Source organism: Enterococcus sp. AZ197, assembly GCF_050556405.1.
In the GTDB taxonomy this organism is placed as follows: domain Bacteria; phylum Bacillota; class Bacilli; order Lactobacillales; family Enterococcaceae; genus Enterococcus; species Enterococcus faecalis.
Genome location: NZ_CP187873.1, coordinates 1,233,532 through 1,257,007, shown reverse-complemented (window position 1 = coordinate 1,257,007; position 23,476 = coordinate 1,233,532). Strand labels below are relative to the sequence as shown.

At 37.0% G+C, this 23,476-nt stretch carries 20 protein-coding genes; 4 read left to right on the top strand and 16 right to left on the bottom strand.

Features of this window, described 5'->3' with window-relative positions; all coding sequences use genetic code 11:
• The first annotated feature begins 57 nt into the window (after window positions 1–57).
• Window positions 58–237 (top strand): hypothetical protein, encoded by a 180-nt coding sequence (locus IGK82_RS06145; RefSeq protein WP_002357684.1) that lies wholly within the window; start codon window positions 58–60, stop codon window positions 235–237.
• Window positions 238–302: 65 nt separating this feature from the next.
• Here IGK82_RS06145 and IGK82_RS06140 read toward each other — a convergent pair whose 3' ends face one another.
• Both IGK82_RS06140 and gdhA read right to left on the bottom strand, forming a co-directional pair.
• Window positions 303–1,652: a glucose-6-phosphate isomerase gene (locus IGK82_RS06140; protein ID WP_010709403.1), complete on the bottom strand. Its 1,350-nt coding sequence runs from the start codon at window positions 1,650–1,652 to the stop codon at window positions 303–305.
• A 181-nt stretch (window positions 1,653–1,833) separates the two neighbouring features.
• Entirely contained in the window at window positions 1,834–3,180 is a 1,347-nt protein-coding gene (gene gdhA, locus IGK82_RS06135) for an NADP-specific glutamate dehydrogenase (RefSeq protein ID WP_010709402.1), read from the bottom strand.
• A 137-nt stretch (window positions 3,181–3,317) separates the two neighbouring features.
• Between gdhA and IGK82_RS06130 the strand changes: the two genes are divergently transcribed.
• Entirely contained in the window at window positions 3,318–4,604 is a 1,287-nt protein-coding gene (locus tag IGK82_RS06130) for an NAD(P)/FAD-dependent oxidoreductase (RefSeq protein WP_002361770.1), read from the top strand.
• Window positions 4,605–4,644: 40 nt separating this feature from the next.
• On the opposite strand, the gene abc-f is transcribed toward IGK82_RS06130, so the two are convergent.
• Window positions 4,645–6,111 carry a ribosomal protection-like ABC-F family protein gene (abc-f, locus tag IGK82_RS06125; protein ID WP_025191731.1) on the bottom strand — a complete coding sequence of 489 codons (1,467 nt, stop codon included), beginning with the start codon at window positions 6,109–6,111 and terminating at the stop codon, window positions 4,645–4,647.
• Window positions 6,112–6,356: 245 nt separating this feature from the next.
• On the opposite strand from abc-f, the gene IGK82_RS06120 reads away from it, so the two are divergent.
• The gene (locus IGK82_RS06120) at window positions 6,357–6,863 is read left to right on the top strand and encodes a hypothetical protein (protein WP_002357693.1); all 507 of its coding nucleotides are present in this window, start codon (window positions 6,357–6,359) and stop codon (window positions 6,861–6,863) included.
• Window positions 6,864–6,888: 25 nt separating this feature from the next.
• Here the strand turns inward: IGK82_RS06120 and IGK82_RS06115 are convergent, their stop codons facing one another.
• A complete protein-coding gene (locus IGK82_RS06115) occupies window positions 6,889–8,283 on the bottom strand; it encodes a 6-phospho-beta-glucosidase (RefSeq protein WP_002357694.1) in 1,395 nt (464 codons plus the stop codon).
• Between the two features lie 141 nt (window positions 8,284–8,424).
• On the opposite strand from IGK82_RS06115, the gene IGK82_RS06110 reads away from it, so the two are divergent.
• Window positions 8,425–9,423 carry a LacI family DNA-binding transcriptional regulator gene (locus IGK82_RS06110; protein WP_002363900.1) on the top strand — a complete coding sequence of 333 codons (999 nt, stop codon included), beginning with the start codon at window positions 8,425–8,427 and terminating at the stop codon, window positions 9,421–9,423.
• A 35-nt stretch (window positions 9,424–9,458) separates the two neighbouring features.
• Here IGK82_RS06110 and IGK82_RS06105 read toward each other — a convergent pair whose 3' ends face one another.
• From IGK82_RS06105 to modA, 12 genes are all read right to left on the bottom strand, one after another.
• A complete protein-coding gene (locus IGK82_RS06105; protein WP_002357698.1) occupies window positions 9,459–10,721 on the bottom strand; it encodes an ABC transporter permease in 1,263 nt (420 codons plus the stop codon).
• Window positions 10,714–11,613: an ABC transporter ATP-binding protein gene (locus IGK82_RS06100; protein WP_010709399.1), complete on the bottom strand. Its 900-nt coding sequence runs from the start codon at window positions 11,611–11,613 to the stop codon at window positions 10,714–10,716. Before IGK82_RS06100 ends, IGK82_RS06105 begins: the two co-directional genes overlap by 8 nt.
• A gap of 104 nt (window positions 11,614–11,717) precedes the next feature.
• Window positions 11,718–11,975, bottom strand: a complete 258-nt coding sequence (locus IGK82_RS06095) for a DUF3884 family protein (protein WP_010709398.1) — start codon at window positions 11,973–11,975, stop codon at window positions 11,718–11,720.
• A gap of 659 nt (window positions 11,976–12,634) precedes the next feature.
• On the bottom strand, window positions 12,635–14,431 hold the full coding sequence (gene uvrC / locus IGK82_RS06090; protein WP_002357701.1) for an excinuclease ABC subunit UvrC: 1,797 nt from the start codon (window positions 14,429–14,431) through the stop codon (window positions 12,635–12,637).
• A gap of 164 nt (window positions 14,432–14,595) precedes the next feature.
• Window positions 14,596–14,910, bottom strand: coding sequence for a thioredoxin (trxA, locus tag IGK82_RS06085; RefSeq protein ID WP_002357703.1), 315 nt, complete (start codon window positions 14,908–14,910; stop codon window positions 14,596–14,598).
• A 97-nt stretch (window positions 14,911–15,007) separates the two neighbouring features.
• Complete coding sequence (locus IGK82_RS06080; protein WP_002369462.1) at window positions 15,008–17,374, bottom strand: endonuclease MutS2; 2,367 nt, start codon at window positions 17,372–17,374, stop codon at window positions 15,008–15,010.
• Window positions 17,375–17,484: 110 nt separating this feature from the next.
• Window positions 17,485–18,033, bottom strand: coding sequence for a CvpA family protein (locus IGK82_RS06075; RefSeq protein ID WP_002357705.1), 549 nt, complete (start codon window positions 18,031–18,033; stop codon window positions 17,485–17,487).
• A 19-nt stretch (window positions 18,034–18,052) separates the two neighbouring features.
• On the bottom strand, window positions 18,053–18,496 hold the full coding sequence (gene zapA / locus IGK82_RS06070; RefSeq protein ID WP_002357706.1) for a cell division protein ZapA: 444 nt from the start codon (window positions 18,494–18,496) through the stop codon (window positions 18,053–18,055).
• A gap of 268 nt (window positions 18,497–18,764) precedes the next feature.
• Window positions 18,765–20,867 (bottom strand): heavy metal translocating P-type ATPase, encoded by a 2,103-nt coding sequence (locus IGK82_RS06065; protein ID WP_430605165.1) that lies wholly within the window; start codon window positions 20,865–20,867, stop codon window positions 18,765–18,767.
• A gap of 121 nt (window positions 20,868–20,988) precedes the next feature.
• Window positions 20,989–21,993, bottom strand: a complete 1,005-nt coding sequence (locus tag IGK82_RS06060; RefSeq protein ID WP_016622248.1) for an ATP-binding cassette domain-containing protein — start codon at window positions 21,991–21,993, stop codon at window positions 20,989–20,991.
• Entirely contained in the window at window positions 21,990–22,661 is a 672-nt protein-coding gene (modB, locus tag IGK82_RS06055) for a molybdate ABC transporter permease subunit (RefSeq protein WP_010709396.1), read from the bottom strand. Before modB ends, IGK82_RS06060 begins: the two co-directional genes overlap by 4 nt.
• A gap of 8 nt (window positions 22,662–22,669) precedes the next feature.
• Window positions 22,670–23,470: a molybdate ABC transporter substrate-binding protein gene (modA, locus tag IGK82_RS06050; protein ID WP_002360416.1), complete on the bottom strand. Its 801-nt coding sequence runs from the start codon at window positions 23,468–23,470 to the stop codon at window positions 22,670–22,672.
• Between the last annotated feature and the right edge of the window lie 6 nt (window positions 23,471–23,476).

Genomic DNA, 23,476 nt, shown 5'->3' with positions numbered 1-23,476 from the left:
CAAGTTTCATTACTAAAAAGCTCACCTATGATAGACTACATTTTGAGGTGAAGAAAAATGAGAAATACATGGTTAGCAGAACAACTTCAGTCAATCAGCGAAGAGCCCAATTCTTTTATTATCGAGGAAACCATCAAATATATTGAACAATTAGAAGATGATAATGAAAGTCTTCAAGTTGCATTGGAAGGAACTATTTGGAGTCCTAAAAAATGGAACGAACCATTGGAAAAATAATTTAAACAGAAGAAAAGAGCCAGAAACACTTACGTTTCTGGCTCTTTTCTTCTGTTATTTACAAATTATAGGCGTGCATTTAAATCTTTTGCTAATTCTTCAAAACCTGGTTTACCTAATAAAGCGAACATGTTGCGTTTGTAAGCTTCAACACCTGGTTGGTCAAATGGATTAACCCCATTTAAGTAACCTGAGATGCCCACCGCAATTTCGAAGAAGTACATAACATAACCTAATGAATAAGCATCCATTGTTGGCACTTTAACGATCATGTTTGGCACACCACCATCTGTGTGAGCAAGCAACGTACCTTCGAACGCTTTTGTATTGACGAAGTCAATTTCTTTTCCTTGTAAATAGCCTAGGCCATCTAGATCTTCATTTTGTTCCGGAATTGAAATGCTATGGCGTGGATTTTCAATTTTAACCACTGTTTCAAATAAGTTACGCATACCTTCTTGAACATATTGACCCATGGAATGTAAGTCAGTTGAAAAGTCTGCGGCTGCTGGGAAAATACCTTTGCCATCTTTTCCTTCTGATTCACCGTATAATTGTTTCCACCATTCAGAGAAATAGTGCATGCCAGGCTCATAGTTAATTAACATTTCAGTTGTTTTACCTTTACGATATAAAATGTTACGTAACGCAGCATATTGATAGGCTTGGTTTTCTTTTAAGTCGCTCGTTGCGCCGTATTCTTTACGTGCATCATTTGCACCTTCCATTAAACGATCAATATTTGCACCGCTAACAGCGATTGGTAAAAGACCTACTGGCGTTAAAACAGTGAAACGTCCGCCCACATCATCAGGAATCACAAATGTTTCCCAACCTTCCGCATCAGCTTCAACTTTTACTGCTCCTTTAGCACGGTCAGTTGTCGCATAAATACGTTTATTGGCTTCTTCTTTGCCATATTTATTAATTAATAACTCTTTAAAGACGCGGAAAGCAATCGCTGGTTCTGTCGTCGTTCCAGATTTTGAAATAACGTTGACAGAAAAATCACGATCACCAATCACATTGATTAAATCAGCTAAATAAGTTGAGCTGATGCTATTTCCAGCAAAGAAGATTTGTGGCGCTTTCCGTTCTTCTTTTGATAATAGATTATTAAATGAATGTGTCAAAAATTCAATTGCTGCACGGGCACCTAAATATGAACCACCGATACCAATGACTACTAATACCTCAGAGTCAGATTGAATTTTTGCTGCTGCTTTTTTAATGCGCGCGAATTCTTCTTTGTCATAGTTTTCTGGTAAATCAATCCAGCCAGTAAAATCATTACCAGCTCCTGTACCTTCACGTAATGCTTTGTCCACTGCAGTGACTTGTGTTTGCATGTATTCCAATTCATGGTCAGCAACAAATGGTGCTAATTTGGAATAATCTAATTGAATGTGTGACATTCCTTTTCCTCCTCGAAAGTAAACTTACTACATGTATACTTTACGTGTTTTTAGACATTTTTTCAAGCAAATTCTTTTGGATAGACCAATTGTTTAATTTTAACTATTTAATTAGAGATATTTATTCTCTTAATCAAACAAACCAATAAAAAATGCTAGGAAATCCTAGCATTTTTTGTTATTAAACGAGTCCTTGACTTAGCATCGCTGCCGCTACTTTTTCGAAGCCAGCAATATTCGCACCTAAAACAAAGTTATCTCGTGCCTGATATTCGTTAGCTGTATCACGACAAGTCTCATAAATGTTTTGCATAATTTGATCTAGCATACCGTCAACTTTTTCAAAGGACCAAGCTAAACGTTCAGCATTTTGGCTCATCTCTAATGCAGAAACCGCAACACCACCTGCATTAGCGGCTTTGCCTGGACAATAAATTACAGCTGATTTAGCAAAAACGGCGCCTGCTTCTAGTGTACAAGGCATATTTGCGCCTTCTGCCACGACTTTCACTCCGTTTTTCACTAAAATAGCGGCTTGCTTTTCGTTGATTTCATTTTGTGTTGCACATGGTAACGCAATGTCATACGCTGTTTCGAAATTCCAAACAGATTCTTTATCATAATAAGTTGCGCCTTTACGTGTTTCAACATATTTTGAAATGCGCTCACGATTTTTTTCTTTTAGTTCTTTTACTAACGCCACATCAATTCCTTCTGGATCATAGACAAAACCAGACGAATCGGAACATGTGATTACTGTGGCGCCTAGCTCAGTTGCTTTTTCCATGGCATAAATTGCGACATTCCCACTACCAGAAACAGCGACTTTTTTGCCTTCAAACGTATCGTTTTTATCTGCTAATAAATGTTTAACAAAATAAACCGTTCCATAACCCGTCGCTTCTGTTCTTGCTTGGCTTCCCCAGTATCCTAAAGGTTTGCCAGTCAACACTCCTGCATCATAGTTGCGCAAGCGTTTATACATGCCAAACAAATAACCAATTTCACGAGCGCCTACGCCAATATCGCCTGCTGGAACATCTGTGCTTGGACCAATATGTTTTTGAAGTTCGGTCATGAAACTTTGACAAAAGCGCATCACTTCAGCATCTGACTTACCTTTTGGATCAAAATCACTACCGCCTTTGCCGCCACCGATTGGCAAACCAGTTAAACTATTTTTAAAAATTTGTTCAAAGGCCAAAAACTTCATCACACTTAAATTCACACTTGGATGAAACCGCAAACCACCTTTGTATGGTCCAATCGCTGAATTATATTGGACACGATAGCCTCTGTTCACATGCCAATTGCCCTGGTCATCTTGCCACGGCACACGAAATTGAAAAATACGTTCAGGTTCAATCAAGACACCTAAAACATTTGCTTCAATGTATTGAGGATTTTTTTCTAAAAAACCTTCTACGGTTGGTAAAAACTCATCGACTGCTTGTAAATATTCTGTTTGACCTTGGTCTAATTGGTGAATTTTTTCTTGAATATTTTTAACATATTGTTTTGCGTCCATTTAATCATCCTCTCATTGTTATAGGTTTATTTTAACTGAAAATTCAAAAATTACCATAGTCAAACGTTTATTTTTTCCTTAAATCCAGAAAAAATCCCGTAATTATGGTACACTACCTATTGAATTGGAGGAGAACTATGAAGAAATTTGATGTAATTATTGTCGGTGCTGGGACGAGCGGTATGATGGCCACGATTGCGGCCGCCGAAGCAGGCGCTCAAGTATTATTGATTGAAAAAAATCGCCGTGTTGGGAAAAAATTATTAATGACTGGTGGCGGCCGCTGTAATGTAACCAATAATCGGCCCGCAGAAGAAATCATTTCATTTATTCCTGGGAATGGAAAATTTTTATACAGCGCATTTTCACAATTTGATAACTATGATATCATGAACTTTTTTGAATCCAATGGTATTCACTTAAAAGAAGAAGATCACGGACGCATGTTCCCTGTTACAGATAAATCGAAGTCAATTGTTGATGCGCTATTTAACCGCATTAACGAATTAGGAGTCACTGTTTTTACAAAAACACAGGTCACAAAATTACTACGAAAAGACGATCAAATAATTGGCGTTGAAACCGAACTGGAAAAAATTTATGCACCGTGTGTTGTATTAACAACTGGCGGCCGCACTTATCCTTCCACAGGAGCAACTGGTGATGGCTATAAACTAGCCAAAAAAATGGGGCATACCATCAGCCCGCTCTACCCTACCGAATCGCCTATTATTTCTGAAGAACCTTTTATCCTTGATAAAACGTTGCAAGGTCTCTCTTTACAAGATATTAATTTAACTGTTTTGAACCAAAAAGGAAAACCTTTAGTTAATCATCAAATGGATATGCTGTTTACACATTTTGGCATTTCAGGACCTGCCGCGCTCCGCTGTTCTAGTTTTATTAACCAAGAGTTAACTCGCAACGGCAATCAACCTGTCACGGTAGCCTTGGATGTGTTTCCGACAAAATCTTTTGAAGAAGTGCTGAAAAATGTTGATTACATGATTGAGGAACAGCCAAATAAAGTGGCAAAAAATGCCTTTCATTCTTTAATACCAGAACGTCTGCTTACTTTTTATCTAGAGAAACTAGCAATTGAAGAAGTGCCTGCCAAACAACTAACAGAAAAGCAACGTCTTTCCTTTGTGGAACTACTGAAAGACTTTCAGTTCACTGTTACGAAAACATTGCCTTTGGAAAAATCTTTTGTCACAGGCGGTGGGATTTCCCTCAAAGAAGTGACCCCTAAAACAATGGAGAGCAAATTAGTCAATGGTTTATTTTTTGCTGGTGAACTTTTAGATATTAATGGCTATACTGGAGGCTACAATGTTACAGCTGCATTTGTCACTGGACATGTTGCTGGCTCCCATGCCGCAGAAATTGCAGAATACACCTATTTACCAATTGAAGAAGTCTAAACAAAAAGTCGCTAAAATAGCGACTTTTTGTTTACTTTTTTTATTTATCAATAATTTTCCCGTTTTCTAAATAAATAGTGCGGGTGGCTACTTTTTCCACAAACGTTTCATCATGCGAAGTGAAAATTACTGTTCCTTGATAGGCACTTATAAATTCTTCAAGTGCTTGGATTGTGTCTAAATCAAGAAAATTGGTGGGTTCATCCAATAAGATGATATTATTTGGTTCTATAAATAATTGCGCCAAAGTAATTTTTATGGCTTCGCCACCACTTAGAGAAGATATCTTTGTCTGTAAATTTTCTTGTTGAAAACCTACTCGATATAAAAGTGAACGCACAATCTTTTCAGAATAATTTGTCCGCTTCAATAAATAAGTCAACAGTGGTTCATCATTTTTTAATCGATAATCTAATTGATGATACGTTCCTAACCGGACTTTGGGAGAAAAGTAAATGGCCGGGTGACGGGCTTCAATTTGTTGAAGGAAGGTACTCTTCCCAGCACCATTTTTTCCACAAAGTGCTATTTTTTCGTTTAAAGGAATTTGAACGTTCACTTGGTTAAGAATTGTTCGATTCTCATAAGCGAAAGTTAAATTTTCAATTCTAATTGGATATGGATTGTATAAAGAGAACTGATTATTAGTAGGAAAAATAATTTTTCCCTCTTGTTTTGCTTGCGCAACATCGGGTAATCTGTCAATTCTGGCATTAATCGCTTTCGCTTGTTTTTGGAGTGCTTTTTGTACGGTATCTTTTTGTTTAGAACCAGCTAAACGACTAGGTTTAATTTGCTTTTGTTTTTGTTTTTTTGAAACATGACTAGATTTTTGCGCTTGTGCTTGTTTCTTTGCGTAAGATTCCTGTAATTTTTTCTTTTCCTTTTGATACTGATGATAGACATTATATTGTGTTTGCTGTTCCAATTCTTTTTGACGACAATACGCATCGTAGTTTCCTAAATATTCTTTGACATGTCCATCCGAAACTTCCCAAATTTTCTCTGCTAATTGATTCAAGAAAAAGCGATCATGACTAACAAACAAAACGGTCCCATAATAATACGTTAAATCTGCCACTAACAACTGACGATGTTCTTTATCTAAATGTGTGGTTGGTTCATCTAAAATAACCCCGGTTGGATACTCTGAAAATAATGTTGCTAAGCGTTTTTGGACTTTTTCGCCACCACTTAGTTTTTGATTTTTCTGATTTAGCAAACAGTTTTTGTCAGTTTTCTCTGGTTCATTCGTTATTTCTTCAGCTACTTGTGCCAAGTAATGAAAGTCGTTCAATCTTTGAACTTTTCCTTTGTCTGATTGAATCTTACCCATAATTAAATTGAGCAGTGTTGATTTTCCTGCGCCGTTTTTACCAATAATCCCAATTTTTTCATTTTCATATACAAATAATTCATCAATTTCTAGAATTGGTTTTCCCGAAAAGTGAATACTTACGTCTTTCAGATGAATACTTAATTTTTTCATTTTGCCTTCTTCTTTCATTTCTGAAACGAAAGAATCTTGGGTACGCAAAAAAGGACAGCCTAATCGCTATCCTTGTAGTTTCGTATAAAAGTACACACGCCACCCATGAATTTTAATTTCAGACTTTTTGATAAGATTTATTCAATTTATTTTGTCAAAAAGTCAATCCAAATTCTGATAGATGCCAACATACAATTATACCTCCTCGTTTAATTACTCCCACATTAACACCTCTGCTTTCTTTTGTCAATTCTGACCCTAAAATGAGAGAATCGGACTTTAGTAGGATACAATTTTACCGAAACTATGGCAAAATAAAGACGGAGGTGAAAACCATGAAGATTACATTGACACGAAAAACATCAGCTTGGGGCGCGTTACGCTATTTTACATTTTATAAAAATGGCGTGCATCAAGGGAAACTTTTTACTAATGTACCTATTGAAATTGAGGCTGATCCTGGGGATGTTTTAACGTTCTATGAAGGCTGGTTCCAATTTTATCGGCGCATTGAAGTTACTGAAGATACCAAAGAAATCACGATTATCAATTCTAAAAAATTGCAACATGTTTTTTATACCTGTGTCGTCTTATTTTTAATTTTAACGCTATTATTCCTTTCCGCACAGAAACTTTCGACGTTTATTATTGCTGAAATTTTAATTTACTCTGGTATTCAGTGGCTGTTCCGGCAACAAACCTATCATTTTACTGTCAAGAAAAAAACGGAATCCTTTGCTTCCTATTCTAAAAAAAGTATCGCACACTAAACGAATCTTTAGCGTGCGATATTTTTTAATTACTTTTCATTAATTCGGCCACATATGTGACTGTTTCTGGTTGTGTTTCTTCAATTTTATTAATCGCATCTGCAAAATTCGGTAAATGCGCTTTGTGGGCAATTAATAATTCGTCCAACAAGGTCTTCGCCATGACGCCGCCAGGAACTAATGGATTAATAGTGAAAGCATGCAATGCTGCGCCGTAATCACCATTGATGGCTGCTCGAATAACCGTTTCTTCCATAGCTTTCATATTTTGAATAATTCCTCGTGCTGCTGGCGGAAAGGCCCCCCAGTTGTAAGGTTCATGGCCATGAGCTGTCACAGGTCCAGATACTTCTACAACACAATCATACGGTAAATCAGTAATTGTCCCATTATTTTCAGTAGAAACAACCATATCCGTTCGTTTATCATTATAAATTGATGCAATCATTTCACAAGCTGCATCGCTATAGTGTGTGCCGCCCCGTTCTTCTAATTCTTTTGGTTTGTAATCTAGTTTGGGATCTTTATACAATTCAAACAGACGACCTTCCGTTTCTTTAACCACTTGTGCTCTTGTTTCGCCCCGTTCATACTCTTCGATGGAATGCTTCAACATCTCATCTTCAATATAATAATAGCGATGATAACCACATGGTAACATTCCTAAATCTTTTAACTGTTCATAATGGAACGGCGCATCAAAAATATTTTTCAAATGACTTTCTTGCTCTTGCTTAGGTCCGTAAATTAAATCAATGAGTTCTTGTGTTCGCTCTTGTCCTTCTTTGTCCCAAACACGGTGCCAATGGAAATGATTAATTCCAGCAAATTTAAAGAATAAGTCTTCTTCTGGAATTCCCAGCATTTCGGCCGCTTGTTTTCTATGACCAATCGGCACATTACATAAGCCAACTGTTTTTTTCCAACCGCCATGTTTAATTGCAGCTTCCGTAACCATTCCAGCTGGATTAGTAAAATTCACTAACCAAGCATCTGGGCAAAGACGTTTCATATCGTCAATAATAGCTAAAATGACAGGAATTGTTCGAAATGCTTTAAACATTCCTCCCGCGCCATTTGTTTCTTGGCCTAATACCCCATGGGACAAAGGAATCCGTTCATCTTTAATGCGGGCATCTAATAATCCTACACGAAACTGTGTTGAAACAAAATCCGCCCCTTTTAAGGCTGCTTCACGGTCCAATGTTAAATGAACTTCCCAATCTAAACCAGCAGCTTTAATCATGCGCTTCGCCATTGCCCCAACGATTTCCAATTTTTCTTTACCAGCTTCAATATCGACTAACCAAATTTCCTTAATTGGCAGTTCATCTTTTCTTTTAATGTATCCTTCAATTAATTCAGGTGTATAACTAGAACCGCCACCAATTGTTGCAATTTTTAATGCTCCTCTTGTCATCCGTCTTCTTCCTCCTTGATTAAATTGTTATCGTTTACATCTTTAGGATAAATTATGGGAATGTTCCCATGTCAAGCACTATTTTCAAAAAAATGTATGCTATACTTCTTATAAGAATACATTCCACTTTGGAGGTAAAAAATGACGTCTATCATTGATGTAGCAAAAGTTGCCGGTGTCTCGAAATCGACTGTTTCTCGCTTAATTTCTGGAAAAGGATATGTGAGTGCCGATAGTCAAGAAAAAATTCTCAAAGCAATGAAAGAATTAAATTATACCCCGAATTATGTGGCGCGGAATTTACGAGCAGGTGCCACAAAAACCATTGGCTTTTTAGCCCCTAGCTATTTAGGTTCCTTAGGTATTTTCTTGAATCGCTTTATTTCAATTGCCAAAAAATACAATTATTCCGTAACCTTATTTTTTACAGATGGCGATCAGCAGAAAGAAATTGATGCCTTGAACCAATTAAAATACAAACAATTAGATGGCTTGTTTTTATTGACACGAACAAATGAATGGTCGGTGATTGAGCCTTACAGCGCGTATGGTCCTTTAGCAACCTGGCATCGTATCGATTCACCTAATATATACTCTTCCTACATTGATCATTACTCTGGTTATTATCGTTCCTTAGAATATTTACAACAACAAGGATACCAAAAAATTGGTCATGTCCTCGGTAATCCCGAAAACTTAAACACGCACGCACGAAAACGTGCAATGAAAGATTTTTATGAAAACACTCAGGCACCTTGGCAAGCTGAGTGGCTGATTAATGATCAGTATACTAACCATTCTGGTCGCAAAATTGCCCATTACTGGCAACAATTAACCGACAAGCCAGAAGCTTTGGCCTTTTATAATGATCACGTAGCAGCTGAGTTTATTTCAGAACTTGAAAATCTAAATTATGCCGTTCCTCGAGATGTCGCTGTCATTGGCTTTGATAATAGTTATGTCAGTGAGTTGATGCATATTACGACTGTTGATTATGCCATTCAGTATCAAGCCGAAAACTCATTTATTTACCTATACAACCAATTAAATCAGACGAACATTCCTGAAAAAAAATTAACCGTTCGTCTAGTTGAACGACGAACAGTGCCTAAAAAAGACCCGGCAGATCAGTCACTTTGACTGATTTACCGGGTCCTTTTAGAGTTAAACAAGGATTATTTATGCTTTTGTTCATTTTTTAAAATAGAAATTGACTGTTTTAAAGATTGAATCATGCCGCCTTCACTGTATACAAGAACGTTTGATTTGTATAAACGAGCAGAGAAGATTGTTAAAATAATTCCAAAAACTGCCAAAATCACTAATGAGACAATTGCTTCCATTGTTGATGCCGTTTCGGTCGCCAAGCGTACTGGCATAATGTATGACGAAATCAGCGGAATAAAGGAAGTCACTTTCACCACGATATTTTGTGGATCATTCGTCCCAAACGTAATGCCAATCATATAACCGATTAAACCAATATACATGATGGGCTGAACTGCTTTTGCTGTATCCTCTGGTTTGGAAACAAGAGAACCACAAAGTGCTGCCAAAACAGCAAAAACGAGAATACCAATAATGAAAAAGCCTAATGTAAAAATAAAGGTTGATGAAAAAATACTTTGTGGTGAAATCCCACTTAATAGACTTTTCATAAAATCAAGATTTTTCAATTGAGAATAGCCGAGAACAAACGCCACTCCGTAAATGAAAATTTGTGTTAAAGCTACTAGAATAACCCCAGTTAATTTGCCATAAAAATGGGTTTGCGCTTTTGTACTAGAGAGAATAACTTCCATGATTCTAGTGCCTTTTTCAGAAGCAATCTCTTGGGCAATAATTGAAGAATAACTGCTGATGAAGACAAATAACAAAATTGTTATCCCCATTGCTAACGCCATTTGAATCCCTGTGTTATCTTCTCCTGTTTTTATTTTGCCATTTTCATCAAAACTAATTTTGGCTTTTTTAAATGTTGCTTGTTGATTCAACATGGCAACTTGCTCAGCTGTTAGGTTTAAACGATTGGCATTCGCCATTGTTTGTAATTGGTTTAACATTTGAGGAATTAGCATCTCGGTTGCATTTCCTAAAGAGCGTTCAGAGTAAAGCTGACCAGAAATCTGATTATCTGTAGTGTCCAAAAGTAAATAGGCATCAATTTTCTCGTCTTTTAATTGTTCTTGGGCCTTTTTCTCAGAAGAAACAGCTTTGAAAGAAAAGTCCTCTGTTTTATTCTTTGTCAACTCTTTAACGAGCGCTTGATTTTCCGAAACCAGACCAATGGTAGTATCTCCTGAAAAACCGCTAGCTAGAGAGCCCGCTAAGTAAACAATTCCTACAAGAAGAAATGGCGCTAAAATCATGATTAAGAAAGACAGCGACTTCACATTTTTCTTATAGACATCAGTCGCAATAATCCAAAATTTACTCATCTTGCCCACCTACTTTCATTTTGAAAATTTCTTCCAATGTTGGTGGTTGTTGATTAAACATTGGAATGTAGCCGTTGGCTGTCGCTTTATCAAACAACACTTTGCCCACTTCAGCGTTTTCTAATGTCGCTTCTAAGACGCCATCTTGTCGCAAGTGTGCTTCTTTCACACCTGCTGTAGCAGCAACTTCCTCAACAGATAACGGTGATTCTAAAAATAATTTTGTTCGACCAAATTGTTGTCGAATTTCATGAACCTGACCATCTAAAACCATGCGTCCATTTTTTAACATGACTAAATGGTCACAGATTTTCTCCACATTGTCCATATTATGACTGGAAAAAATGACACAAGAACCTTGATTTTTCAATTCAATAATGCCGTCTTTTAATAATTCTGCATTAACTGGATCCAAGCCACTGAATGGTTCGTCTAAAATAATTAACTTCGGTTCATGAATAAGTGTCGCAATCAATTGAACTTTTTGTTGATTTCCTTTTGATAAAGATTTAACTTTATCTGTTTTTTTGCCTTTAACTTGAAATTTTTCCATCCAAAAGTCAATTTTAGGTTCAATTTCTTTTTTAGTTTTTCCCCGCAATGAAGCGAAATAAATTAGTTGGTCTTCAATCGTAATTTTAGGATATAAACCCCGTTCTTCTGGTAAATAACCAATAATATTGTACTCTTTTTCATTTAATGGTTGACCATTCCATAAAACCGACCCGCTATCTTGTGTTAAAAAATTTAAAATCAAGCGAAACGTAGTTGTTTTCCCGGCACCATTTTGGCCAATTAATCCTAAAATTTTCCCGTCCGATATCGTAAAGGATACATGATCAACTGCTTTAAAATCCCCAAAGGTTTTGACTAACTCTTTTACCTCTAACACATAAACGCCCCCTTCACTTTTTCTAAACCGCTGTTTAGTTACTCATATCGTATCTTTCCTGTGTTGGCTTGTCAATGACAATTGTTATGGAAAGATGTTGCACTTTAATCAGACGCTTTATTTTCTGCTAAGCGAAAAAGGCCATCCGTCTCGGCAGAAATATGCACTTCATTTGCGGTCAAGCCTGTGCTTTCATAAAATTTATTTTTAAATTCCTTTGCCGATTTTGATGATTGACAGGCCCAAATTCGACCTGTACGATTCAACCACGTACCCAATTCATTCATTAAACGCTCATCAATCAGTAATTGATTTGGTACTTTTTTAAATTTTATTCGATAAACGGGTGTTAGTATTTTCATGATCAGACGTCCTCTCTTTTAAGTTAGTTTTAGTATATCACGAAAGAAATCGTTATCATATTTTCTTGAGAGTTCAACTTTTCATGAAAAAATTGAATAAAAAAAACAGAGCCTGGGACAAAAATCACTTTGGATTTTTGTCCCAGGCTTCAAACCTTATAAACGGCGGGAACAGAACCAACACTACGCGTTGCTCCGATCTCAACAACTTCTAAGGTGTTTTCTCGACATGCGTCTCGTCACAGTACAGCCTTCAAAAGAGCTCCAGCTCTAAGAGTTGCGATGTTTCACTGTGAAGCATGAACAGATGAAATCATCGTACCTACTTGGTGAAGGTCCTTCGGAAATAAGCCGAAATTGTTGAGAATCACGAAGAACGTAGTGATTCGATGATGAACAATACCTACTTAGTCTCCAAAAATTAAAGAGCACCGGGTCCTTCAATTCTAGCATGTTCCATGCTTAGAAATTGATGCGAACGAAACGGAGTGTAGTGTATCATGCAACATCAACTCGTTCCTCGTTGTGTTTTATGACAATTTTCGGAAATTCCTTCTTATTGCTGAGAAACACTATTTGCAAAGCAAATAGATGTTGAACAGTACCTACTTGGTTCTCGGAGCTAAACGTTTCTGTCCCGACCTCTGGCTTGTTTTCATTTATTTTTCTATCTCAGAGGTTGTTTCTTGGTGCAAATGACGATACACATTCTTCGCGACAGTTTCAGGTAACCCAGCTTTTCTTAATTCTTCAACACTGGCTGCCGTAATATTTTTAAGCGATTTAAATTCTTTTAAAAGATTTTTTTTGCGTTTCGGTCCCAAGCCTTCAATGTTATCTAATTTGGAAGCAAAACTATTTTTACTACGTAATTGACGATGGAATGTGATGGCGAAACGATGGACTTCATCTTGGATTCGTTGCAACAAGAAAAATTCTTGTGAGTTTCTTTCCAATGGTACAACTTCTAAGTTTGGACCAAATAAAAGTTCACTCGTTTTGTGCTTGTCGTTCTTGGCTAATCCAGCTACAGGAATATCGACTCCTAGTTGATTGGCTAACACATCTTTGGCAACATCGACTTGACCTTTACCACCATCGATTAAAATTAAATCAGGAAAAGGCAAGCCTTCTTTTAAAACTCGTGAATATCTGCGATAAATGACTTCTCTCATAGAAGCGTAATCATCAGGACCTTGCACAGTTTTTATTTTATATTTTCGATACTCATTTTTAGCTGGTCGTCCGTCAATAAACACAACCATCGCAGAAACAGGGTTTGTTCCCATAATATTTGAATTATCAAATGCTTCAATTCGAATGGGCGCAGGTATGTTCATCGCATTGCCTAATTTTTCAACTGCGCCAATTGTTCGTTCTTGTTTCCGTACAATCAAATCGAATTTTTCATTTAAAGCAACTGCAGCATTTTTACTGGCTAATTTAACCAGTTTTTTCTTTTCTCCCCGTTGCGGCTGCAAGACTTTCGTAGCTAATAAAGCTTCGACGCTTTCTTTATCAATGTCATCAGGAATCAAGACTTCTTTTGGCACAAAATGCTCATTCTCTTGATAAAATTGTCCAATAAAAGTTAAAAATGCTTCACTGGCATCATCATAAAATGGAAAAATCGATACATCACGTTCGATTAATTTTCCTTGTCTGACAAAGAATACTTGGACACACATCCAGCCTTTATCAACAGCATAACCAAACACATCACGATCAATTAAATCTACATTCGTCATTTTTTGGCGGGTCATAACTGTTTCAATCGCTTTAATTTGATCGCGAAATTCTGCAGCTTTTTCAAATTCCATATGTGCAGCTGCATAAGCCATTTTTTCTTGTAAGCGGTCCTGAATTTCTGTATGTCCACCAGAAAGAAACCCTTTAATCTCTTCCACCATATCTTTGTAGACTTGCGGATCCACATCAAAAGCATAGGGACACAGACATTGTCCTAAATGATAATACAAACAAGGCGTTTTTTGCGACGGATTACATTTTCGCAAAGGAAAAAGCCGATCTAACAGTTTCTTTGTTTCATTCGCTGCATTTACATCTGGATATGGGCCAAAATATAACGCTTTGTCTTTTAAAACCTTTCGAGTAATCATTAAACGAGGATATTTTTCGTTTGTGATTTTGATAAAAGGATAGGTTTTATCGTCTTTTAACATGATGTTATATTTGGGATTATTTTTATGGATTAAATTAATTTCTAATAAAAGTGCTTCAATATTCGATTCTGTCACAATATATTCAAAATCATCGATTTCACTGACTAATCGTTCTGTCTTAGTATCATGGCTACCACGAAAATAAGACCGGACACGGTTTTTCAAAATTTTGGCTTTCCCAACATAGATAATCGTGCCGTTTTTATCTTTCATTAAATAACAACCAGGTTGATCAGGAAGCAGTGCTAATTTATTTTTTATTCGTTCGTTCATACGATACTTCCTTTCTAACAAAATGCTTCATCTATTATACACCTCTTTTTGTAATTAAACAAAAAAAGCCGCTACTTTATGTACGAAAGAAACAGCCTGAAAAGACAATCGTTAAAGATTTCCCTTCAGACTGAATCAGACTATTCGTAATGACTAATCAACGTTTATAAGTGTTTGGCAATCATTGCTTGCAATTGGTCTTTTGTATGAACACCGACTGCTTTTTCAACAACTTCGCCATCTTTTTTCAATAGCAATGTTGGGATGCTCATGATTCCAAAACTTGCTGGTGTTGCAGGATTTTCATCCACATCCATTTTGACGATTTTCACTTCGTCTTCATCATATTCTTCAGATAATTGTTCTAAGATGGGTGCTTGCATACGACAAGGGCCACACCAAGTTGCCCAAAAGTCGATTAAGACTAATCCTTCATCTGTTTCTGTTGCAAAATCTTTATCGGTAATTGCTTGTGTCATTTCACAAACCTCCTACTCTTTACTCTTATTACATGCTTAGTATAACACGTCATCTCTAAGATAGCGAGTGTTCTGCTTACTTATTGTAAGTCCTTGTTTATTGGAATTTTACGACAGTCGCACCATTACCACCTTGGTTTTGTGGCGCAAATTCATAGCTTTTCACACTGCGGTGATTTTTTAAAAATTCCGTTATTCCGGTTCTTAATGCACCTGTTCCTTTGCCGTGAACAATGGTTACTTGTGGATAGCCCGCTAGAATCGCAGCATCAATGTATTGGTCAACTTCTGCCAATGCTTCTTCGTAGCGTTTGCCACGTAAGTCTAGTTGTGTGCCAACATGACTGCTTTCTGCAGAACGAACCGTTGTAACTCTTGGTTTCGCTTCTTTTTGTGGAGCGACAGGCGTCATATCCTCTTCAGATACGTTCATTTTTAAAATGCCTAATTGGACTTGCCATTGTCCTTTGCCGTTGTCTTTTAATAAGGTCCCTCGTTGGCCGTAAGTATTGACAATTACTTCATCGCCAGCTTTTAATTTTTTCTGTTCTTTCGCCTTCTTCAGCACTTTGTTTTTAGCAAGCTTGGTTTCTTCATGGTGTAATTGAGAAAGTTGTGTTTTCGCATCAATTAACTGATGTTCTTTGACACCACCTTGTTGGCCACTTTCCAATTGCATTTTGCGAATATCAGAAATAATGGTTTCCGCATTTTCTTCCGCTTCTGCAATAATTTTATTCGCTTCTTTCCGCGCTTTTTGTAATTCTTTTTCTCGTTCTTCAAAAAATACTTGATAGGCTTCTTTCAGTTCTTTATGCAAAGCGGCCGATTCATCGACATAGTGGCGAGCTTCTAAATATTCAGTTTCGGCCATTTTGCGACGGTTTTCCAGGTCTTCAATCATTTCGTTTAAATCTTGACTTTCACCGTCCATTATTTGTTTTGCAGCTTCAATAATACTGTTGTCTAATCCAAGACGTTTCGAAATTTCAAAAGCATTACTTCGGCCAGGCACGCCAATTAATAAACGATAGGTTGGACTCAAGGTATCTACATCAAATTCCATACTGGCATTGATTGTTCCAGCTCGATTATAGCCATACACTTTTAATTCAGGATAATGGGTTGTTGCCATCACATAGGCTCCTTTAGCACCCAATGAATCTAAAATGGCAATAGCTAAAGCGGCCCCTTCTTGCGGATCTGTCCCAGCACCTAATTCATCAAATAGTACTAAACTTTGATGATCGACTTTCTTTAAGACAGACACGATATTCGTCATATGTGAAGAGAAAGTACTTAAACTTTGTTCAATCGATTGTTCATCCCCGATATCCGCAAATACTTCTGTAAAAATCCCCATTTTACTCTCTTCTTCAACTGGAATAGGTAATCCAGCTTGACCCATTAATTGTAAAAGACCTAACGTTTTCAGAGTAATGGTTTTCCCGCCGGTATTAGGCCCTGTAATCACAATTGCTTGATATTCTTCTCCAATCACAATGTCATTGGCTACAGCTTTTTCTGGATCCAATAGCGGGTGCCGGGCTTGTTTAAAAACTACATGATTTGCTTGACTAATTTCTGGAACAACTGCTTTTAGTTCTTTTCCTAGTCGTGCCTTAGCATTAATAAAATCAAGTTTACCGATGACATAGGCATTATGCGTAATTTCACGGCGATAAGGGACCAACTCGGCCGACAGTTCTGCCAAGATGCGAGTAATCTCATTTCTTTCGGCAATTTGTTGTTGTCGCAAGCGATTATTCATTTCTAAAATTTGTTTAGGTTCAATAAATAAGGTTTGTCCTGAAGCACTTTGGTCGTGAACCACGCCACCAAAAATATTTTTATATTCTTGTTTGACTGGAATCACGTAGCGTTCATTTCGCATAGTAACAAGGGCATCACTAAGGTAACGTGCGTTTTTCCCACGAATAATACTATCTAGTTCTTCTCGAATGGTCTGCTCACTACGTCGAATATTTTGCCGAATTGCCTTTAAGGCTGGCGAAGCTTCATCTGTGACGTAGCCATCATCATCAATGGCTTGTTTGAGTTGGCGATTTAATTCAGGCAAAACTTCTAGTTGCTCTCGCCACATATATAAACGTTCAAAATCAACTTCATTTTCACTTAACTCATCAAAAAAACGAGTCAGTTCTGAAGTAGTCGACAAGACACGGCCTACTTGTGCTAATTCTATGCCATTTAAATCCGCACCAATTTCAATCCGTTTCATGTGTGGTTGGATATTTTCTAATTTAGGAATGGGGATTCCACCACGTAATCGTTGAACTTTTAAACCATCCTGTGTTTCATTTAGCCATGATTGAATTTTATTTTCATCAGCAATCGGTAATAATTCCGAAACTTCGTTTGTCCCCTGAGCTGTCACAATAAATTGCAACAACTGTTGTTTTACTTTATCAAACCCTAATGTTGATAGAATACGCTGATTCATTTTTCCACCTACTTTTCTAACTTTTTCATTTGTTGAAAAGACTGAGACATAACATAAGAAGTTTCGCTTTGCTCACTTACTTCTTATCTCTATCTCAGTCCCATTCAGCTTTATTTCGTAATTGGTTCAACCCATAATTCATATGCTTGTTTTGTTAGAATTGGGGTATTTTTTACAATGCCTCGTGCCAAGCCACTTGACCGAAACTGATTTTGGACAATATCTGACGGAATCATTGACGCCGTAGCTAACACTAGAAAAAGACCCACGTATAACACAAGAACACTTAATACGCCACCTAATAGTCCATTTACCTGTTTCAAAACTGGAATAAATGTTAATCCATGTAAAAAGATCGCTAAAAAACGAACGACCAACCAGCCTGCAAACAGCAATAATAGAAACGCAACCGCTGAATAAAAGGCTTTGTCCAAGTCTAAAGAAATCTCTTGATTAAAAAAGACAAGCTTTGACGTTGGCGTAACCGATGGATATGGAATATACAATTCTAAATGAGAAGCGACCTCTTTGTAATAGGTTCGAGCAACAAAATATGAAATTAAGTAACCTACCGAATAGAGCACTTGTAAAATCAAGCCTCGTTTAGCTCCTGTATAAAATCCAAAGGCTAAAAGTAATAAAATAAGTATTGTTAACATCTTGTCATCCTTTCAGGAACTACTCCGAAACACCTTTATTTTGAATCTGCTGTTTTCGATTTTCATTCAAAATTTGTTGGGCTTCCACATGATTATGAATTTCTACATCTTCTTGTCCATTCTTTTTCAAAACATCCCGTGCTTCTTCTTCGATAATTTCCATTCGGCGCACACGATTCTCTAATTCAGCCAAACGAATGGTTTTCTGTTTTAAATCTGCTACTTGTTTTTCCAATTTTAAAGCATATTCTTGTTTTTTTAGTTGATCTGAAATTGCATTAATTGCTAATAAAACAGAAGCTTGTTCCGTATCAGTTTGCGGAGAAAGATGTTTAATTTCCGCCAGTTGTTCGTTGACAATTTTTGTGACTAAATCCATATGTTGTTTTGACTCTTGGCCAATAATTGTATACGTATGGTCTGCAATGATTGCTTTATATCGTGTTTTTTCATTTGATGCCATGTTGAGGTTCCCTCCTGTAAATCAATCCATTCTTGCTTATTGTACCATGAAAAAAAAGCGAAGCGCAATTTTCGTACAAATTCTTTCTTATTATATGCCACAAAGCGAAAAATTTAAAGATTTCTTTACAAGAACTCTGGCAATTTAAGAACGAATAGAAATTGTGTAGGAGAAAAAGCGTGGAACAAAAAGTCAAAGTGATTTTTGTCCCACGCTCAAACTCTGATAATCAGCTAAAAATGTTTGTTTCAGCTGTACTTTTTAAGGCTTAGTTATTATCTTTCATCTTTTCTACACGTAAACAACGCATAGCATTTAAAACAGCGATAATAGTTACACCAACATCAGCAAACACTGCTGCTTGCATTGAAGCCAAGCCTAATGCACCTAGTACCAAAACAATGATTTTAACAGCAATCGCAAAGATAATGTTTTGTTTAACAATTCTCAATGTTTTTCTTGATAATTTAATCGCAGAGGCGATACGACTTGGTTCATCATTCATAATCACCACATCAGCAGCTTCAATTGCCGCGTCACTTCCTAAACCACCCATGGCAATCCCAACATCAGCCCGGGCTAAAACAGGTGCATCATTCATACCGTCACCAACAAAGGCAACTTTGTTTTTAGGTGAGGATGCTTTTAACAACTCTTCTAAACGATCCACTTTGCCATCTGGTAAAAGTTCTGCATAAACTTTGTCAACACCAACTTCTTTTGCAATAGCTTCTGCAACTTGTTGATTGTCTCCAGTCAGCATAACAGTTTGTTTGACCCCTTCAGCCTTTAATTCTTTTATTGCTGAAATGGCGTCTGGTTTCAATTGATCCGCAATCACTAAATAGCCTGCAAATTGATTATCAATAGCGACAAAAATTAAAGTTCCCGCTTCCTTCACTTCTGGTGCTTCGATACCAAATTGTTTCATTAACTTCGCATTACCGACTAAAACTGTTTTGCCTTCAATTGTGGCTTTGATACCGTGTCCGGCAACCTCTTCAATTGCTGTTGCTGGAACAGTTTCTTTGCCATAGCTTTCTTTAATAGAAATAGCAATAGGATGAGTGGATAATTGTTCTGCTGTTGCTGTTAAACGCAACAACTCTTCTTCAGGTAAAACAACACTAGTTATGTTTTGAACCACAAAATTTCCTTTTGTTAGCGTACCAGTTTTATCAAAAACAATCGTTTCCGTATTCGCTAAAATTTCTAAATAGTTGCTCCCTTTAATTAAAACACCTAGCTTGCTGGCTCCGCCAATTCCACCGAAGAAACTTAAAGGAACAGAAATGACTAAGGCACATGGACAAGAAATAACCAAGAACGTTAATGCCCGATAAACCCATTCATTAATAGAAGTATCAGGGAAAATAAATGGTGGAATCACTGCCAATAGGATAGCTAAAACAACGACAACTGGTGTATAGTAACGAGCAAATTTAGAAATAAAGTTTTCTGCAGGGGCTTTTTTACTGCTAGCATTTTCAACTAAATCTAAAATTTTGCTAACTGTTGAATCCCCAAATTTTTTCGTAACATTAATGGTCAAGGCCCCATTTTTATTGATAAAACCACCTAAGATTTCATCGCCGACTTTGACCGTTCTTGGAACGGATTCACCAGTTAACGCAGAGGTATCTACCATGCTTGATCCATCAATAATTTGACCATCTAATGGAACTTTTTCACCTGGTTTCACTAATATTTGTTGCCCAATTTCAATTGTATCTGGAGCGACCGCTTTTATTTGTCCATTTACTAAAAGATTTGCTGAATCTGGACGAATATCCATTAATTTGGCAATTGATTTTCTGGATTGATCAACCGCAGCACTTTGGAACCATTCGCCGACTTGGTAGAACAACATTACTGCCACAGCTTCGGGATATTCCCCAATAAAGAATGCCCCGATCGTTGCCACAGACATTAAGAAATTTTCATCAAACACTTCCCCACGAAAAATATTCGTTACCGCTCGTTTGACAATGTCGCCACCAATTAAGACATAAACGACTAAATAAGACGCCAAAGCAACCCAATTATTACTTGGTTTAATGATAATAAGTACTAAAAATAAAACAAATGCAATAATGATACGAATTAAGCGATTCTTATTTGGATTACGTCCCTCTTCTTCTTTGACATCTTTTAAAGAAATAACTTTGACATCTGGTTCTAACTTACCGATCACTGCACGCGCTTCATTTTCGACTTCTAAATCATGTCCTGATTCAACTTCCAGTGTCATCTTTTCAGCCATGAAGTCCACACGCGCTTTTTCTACTCCGTGAATTTTTTGGACAGATTTTTCAATTTTATCTGCACAACTTGCACAATCAAGTCCTTCTAGTTTATAACTCTTTTGCATTTAAACACCTTCACTCCCTATATAATAGCGATTATTCCGTTTACATGAATAACCTTTCATGAATCTATTATAAATGAAGATGCAATCATATGTCAACCGCTTCACGTAATCTTTTTCTATTTTATAGACATAATGGCATAATTGCTGTAGGTGGAATGGATAACTGAGTAATAACTTTCGGATTGAGTCTATTGCTGCCTTTCCACCAAATTTTGGTTTGTTGGTGTTGAAACCAAGCACTTTGTTCAAAAGGTGCTGACAATGTTTGTAAGTGATGCACTTCGATTTGATTGGTTGCCTGCGGTTCTGTTGTGAAATCATGGGCCCGAATACCTATAGAATGACAAGAAATAGGAACTTCTTGTGTAACCTTTAGTGTTTGTTGCCAGCCAATCACTTGGACTCTGTGCGCATCTATGCGTTTGACAGGCCAAATATTTTTACAACCAGTGAGTTTAGCTGCTTCAATCGTTTGAGGTTGGTTAAATAATTGATTTGTTGCACCAAAAAGTGTTTGGTTTTTTGTGATTATCACTAAACTCTGACATAACTTATACAGTTCATCTAAACTATGACTCACAATTAAGGCATGTTGATTTAAATTACTTAATCGCTGTTGAAGTTCAATTTGCAGCTCTTCCTTTAAGGGTGCATCTAATGCGGAAAATGGCTCATCTAATAACAGGTAAGCCGGCTGAGCCGCTAGCATTCGCGCAAAAGCCACTCGCTGTCTTTGTCCTCCAGAAAGTTGACTAGGATATTGTTGTTGGACTTTAGTTAAGTGAAAAGATGCAAGCAATTGAGTGACCAATTGTAAATCTTTTGTCACGCACGTCAGATTTTCTACTACCGACAAATGAGGAAACAACGCATACTGTTGAAACAAAAGACCAATTTTTCGTTGTTGCGGCGACAAATTGATCTTTTGTTCAGCATCGAATAAGACTTGATCATTTAAAACAATCTGACCTTTATCCGCAGTCTCAACACCCGCAATACATTTTAATAACATACTCTTGCCACAACCAGAAGCACCTAAAATTCCTGTTGTTTGCGTCTTTGTTTCAAACTGAATTTGCAAAGTATGACTTTTCAATTCTTTTTGAATATCAACAATTAATCTCATTCCGATCTTCTCCAAGCGCGCTGACTAAAAAATTCCGTAAAAAATAAAATAATCAGGCAAAGTAATAACATAATCACAACATATTGATTGGCTAAGCGCCAATCCCCACTTGCTACAGCAGAGTAGATAGCTAAAGGAAGCGTTCTTGTTTTGCTAGCAATATTCCCTGCTAACATTGTCGTCGCTCCAAATTCGCCTAACCCACGGGCAAAGGCTAACACGCCACCGGCCAAGAGACCGTTCATCGACAAAGGTAACGCAATTTTTCTAAAATATCGACTTTCCGAAAATCCGAGTGTCTGGGCCACCGCCAACAATTCACTATCCATTTGTTCAAACGCCGTTAAGGCTGAACGATACATTAAAGGAAATGAAACAGCAACGGCAGCAATAACCGTAGCTGGCCACGAAAAAACAACTTGAATGGCAAAAAAATCAAGTAAAAACTGGCCCACTGGTTGCTGAACACCAAAAATAGTTAAGAGAAAAAAACCAAAAACAGTCGGCGGTAAAACTAATGGCAACGTAAATAAACTATTCAAAAGAATTTTTAATTTACGATTTTTCAAACGAAAAACAATATACGCAACGCCTGTTCCTAAAATAAAAGTAAATAAAATGGCGATTATTGCTGTCTGAAAAGATAAAAGAATTGGTCGAACATCCATTTTCCCACCTACTTTGTTAACTTAAAGCCAATATTTTCAAAATATTTTCTGCATTGTTGACTCTGTAAAAAATTTAAAAAAGCATCCGCTGATTTTTGTTTCTTAGAGGCGGCAACTTTACCAACTGGATAGATGATTGGCTTCTTCAAAGCAGCTTCAGGCATGGCCGCAACAATCGCTACTTTTGAATTGGTTGCTGCATCTGTCGCATAAACTAAGCCAGCTTCTGCACTTGCATTAGCTACCCATTCAAGGACTTCTGTTACATTCGTGCCAAAGCTTGCGTGTTTTTCTACATAAGACCAAGCGCCTAAAGCTTTTAAGCCTTCTTCGGCATATTGACCAGCTGGAACACTTGCAGGATCACCAATTGCTATCATTTGGGCTTTTTTTAAATCAGAAAAATCATGCCACTTTGCTTGATCTTGGTTAGGCACAATAAGAACGAGCTGGTTTTCCAATAAAGGAACGACACTTTTTTTATTAATTAGTTTTTCTGCAACCAATGCATTCATTTGTTTTGTCGAAGCTGAGAAAAATACATCGGCTTTTAGGCCTTTTTCAATTTGCATCTGTAATTTTCCAGAACTATCATAGGTTCCAGTTACCTGAATATCTGGATGCTCTTTTTCAAAGGCTGGAATAATTTTCTTCTCCATGACTGATTCTAAGCTAGCTGCTGCCGCAAGGGTTATTTCTTCTTTTTTTGTTGAAACTGTTTCTTTTTGCGGCTGATTTGTACATGCAGCAATTAGGGCAACTAAACTGAATAAACTAAGCAGGAACACAGCCTTTTTTTGTTTAGACATTTGAAC

Coding starts and splice junctions, on each gene's coding strand:
- uvrC (WP_002357701.1), bottom strand. CDS start 14,431: ATGAACGAACGAATAAAAAATAAATTAGCACTGCTTCCTGATCAACCT.
- IGK82_RS06075 (WP_002357705.1), bottom strand. CDS start 18,033: ATGTTAACAATACTTATTTTATTACTTTTAGCCTTTGGATTTTATACA.
- IGK82_RS06060 (WP_016622248.1), bottom strand. CDS start 21,993: ATGAGATTAATTGTTGATATTCAAAAAGAATTGAAAAGTCATACTTTG.
- IGK82_RS06130 (WP_002361770.1), top strand. CDS start 3,318: ATGAAGAAATTTGATGTAATTATTGTCGGTGCTGGGACGAGCGGTATG.
- modB (WP_010709396.1), bottom strand. CDS start 22,661: ATGGATGTTCGACCAATTCTTTTATCTTTTCAGACAGCAATAATCGCC.
- modA (WP_002360416.1), bottom strand. CDS start 23,470: ATGTCTAAACAAAAAAAGGCTGTGTTCCTGCTTAGTTTATTCAGTTTA.
- IGK82_RS06105 (WP_002357698.1), bottom strand. CDS start 10,721: ATGAGTAAATTTTGGATTATTGCGACTGATGTCTATAAGAAAAATGTG.
- IGK82_RS06140 (WP_010709403.1), bottom strand. CDS start 1,652: ATGTCACACATTCAATTAGATTATTCCAAATTAGCACCATTTGTTGCT.
- zapA (WP_002357706.1), bottom strand. CDS start 18,496: ATGGCATCAAATGAAAAAACACGATATAAAGCAATCATTGCAGACCAT.
- IGK82_RS06120 (WP_002357693.1), top strand. CDS start 6,357: ATGAGAGAATCGGACTTTAGTAGGATACAATTTTACCGAAACTATGGC.
- IGK82_RS06095 (WP_010709398.1), bottom strand. CDS start 11,975: ATGAAAATACTAACACCCGTTTATCGAATAAAATTTAAAAAAGTACCA.
- abc-f (WP_025191731.1), bottom strand. CDS start 6,111: ATGAAAGAAGAAGGCAAAATGAAAAAATTAAGTATTCATCTGAAAGAC.
- IGK82_RS06110 (WP_002363900.1), top strand. CDS start 8,425: ATGACGTCTATCATTGATGTAGCAAAAGTTGCCGGTGTCTCGAAATCG.
- gdhA (WP_010709402.1), bottom strand. CDS start 3,180: ATGGACGCAAAACAATATGTTAAAAATATTCAAGAAAAAATTCACCAA.
- IGK82_RS06065 (WP_430605165.1), bottom strand. CDS start 20,867: ATGCAAAAGAGTTATAAACTAGAAGGACTTGATTGTGCAAGTTGTGCA.
- IGK82_RS06080 (WP_002369462.1), bottom strand. CDS start 17,374: ATGAATCAGCGTATTCTATCAACATTAGGGTTTGATAAAGTAAAACAA.
- IGK82_RS06145 (WP_002357684.1), top strand. CDS start 58: ATGAGAAATACATGGTTAGCAGAACAACTTCAGTCAATCAGCGAAGAG.
- trxA (WP_002357703.1), bottom strand. CDS start 14,910: ATGACACAAGCAATTACCGATAAAGATTTTGCAACAGAAACAGATGAA.
- IGK82_RS06115 (WP_002357694.1), bottom strand. CDS start 8,283: ATGACAAGAGGAGCATTAAAAATTGCAACAATTGGTGGCGGTTCTAGT.